The organism is Kitasatospora sp. NPDC036755 (assembly GCF_040636595.1).
Taxonomy (GTDB): Bacteria; Actinomycetota; Actinomycetes; order Streptomycetales; family Streptomycetaceae; genus Kitasatospora.
Genome location: NZ_JBEZUT010000690.1, coordinates 1 through 1,265, shown reverse-complemented (window position 1 = coordinate 1,265; position 1,265 = coordinate 1). Strand labels below are relative to the sequence as shown.

Annotated in this window: 1 protein-coding gene and 1 pseudogene; both read left to right on the top strand. The window is 77.2% G+C overall.

Annotation, left to right across the window (positions count from 1 at the left end; genetic code table 11):
- Positions 1-444, top strand: a pseudogene (locus AB0E96_RS41245) (MFS transporter); the annotation flags it as partial.
- Positions 441-1,202, top strand: a complete 762-nt coding sequence (locus AB0E96_RS41240; RefSeq protein ID WP_359831978.1) for a glucose 1-dehydrogenase — start codon at positions 441-443, stop codon at positions 1,200-1,202. The pseudogene AB0E96_RS41245 and the gene AB0E96_RS41240, both read left to right, overlap by 4 nt.
- The last annotated feature ends 63 nt before the right edge of the window (positions 1,203-1,265 follow it).

Here is a 1,265-nt window from a genome sequence, read left to right as displayed (position 1 = left end):
GGGCCGGGGGCCGTCACCGCCGGCGGCCTCGCCACGGCGGCCGCCGGGCTCGGCCTGCTGGCCGGACTCACCCCCGGCAGCGGCTACCCCCTCGGCCTGCTGCCCGGGCTGCTCCTGCTGCCCGCCGGCGCCGCCGCGGCCTTCGCCGGTGCGGCCGTGCTCGCCACCGGCGGGGTCGCGCCCGAGCGCACCGGGCTGGCCGCGGGAGTGTTCAACACGGCCATGGAACTCGGCCCCACGGCCGGACTGGCCGCGCTGATGGCGCTCGCCGCCACCCGGCCGAGCGTCGTCGGCGGCTACGCCGCGGCCTTCGCGGCGGCCGCCGCGGGCCTGGCGCTCACCGCCGTCGCGGTCGCCGCCCTGCCCCGGACCACCGTCCCCACTCTCCCCACTGTCCCCACCGAACCCGAACACACCACTCGGATCAAGGAGTTCACCTCATGACCACGCGTTTCGCTGACAAGTCCGTCCTGGTCACCGGTGCCGGCAGCGGCATCGGCCGGGCCATCGCGCTCGCCTTCGCCCAGGAGGGCGCCCGGGTCGCGGTCGCCGGCCGCGGCGCCGGACCGCTCGCCGAGACCGTCGAGCTGATCGAGGCCGCCGGCGGCAAGGCCGTCGCGCTCACCGGCGACGTGACGAAGGCCCAGGACGCCGCCCGGCTGGTGCGCGAGACCGTCGAGCGCTTCGGCGCCCTCGACGTCGCCGTCAACAACGCCGGAGTGTTCGGCGCCGCCGGCCCGGTCGCCGACATCGACGAGGCCGAGTGGCAGCGGGTGATCGGCGTCAACGTCACCGGCACCCTGCTCGCCATGCAGTCGCAGATCGCCCACATGCGGGCCCACGGCGGCGGCGCGATCGTCAACGTCTCGTCCAACCTGGGCGCCCACAGGCGGCTCGCGGGCGTCGGCGCCTACGCCGCCAGCAAGGCCGCCGTCACCGTGCTGACCCGGGCCGCCGCCCTCGACCACATCGCCGAGGGCGTGCGGATCAACACCGTCAGCCCCGGCCCGGTGGACACCCCGATGTCCTCCCGCCCGGGCGAGGACGCCGGGGCCAAGGCCGAGCGGATGAAGGCCGAGGTCCCGGTCGGCCGGGCCGGCGCGACCGGGGAGGTGGCCGCCGCGGTGCTGTACCTGGCCTCGCCGGAGGCCGGCTACACCGTCGGCAGCGACCTGGTGCTGGACGGCGGCGCCTCCGCCTGACCGGGCCCCGCCGGCCGGGCCGCTGAAGTGGGAGGAGTTCCTGGAGCGGATCGGCCAGACCGT

Excerpts from the sequence above, each read along its gene's own strand:
- AB0E96_RS41240 (WP_359831978.1), top strand. The coding sequence starts at position 441 with ATGACCACGCGTTTCGCTGACAAGTCCGTCCTGGTCACCGGTGCCGGC.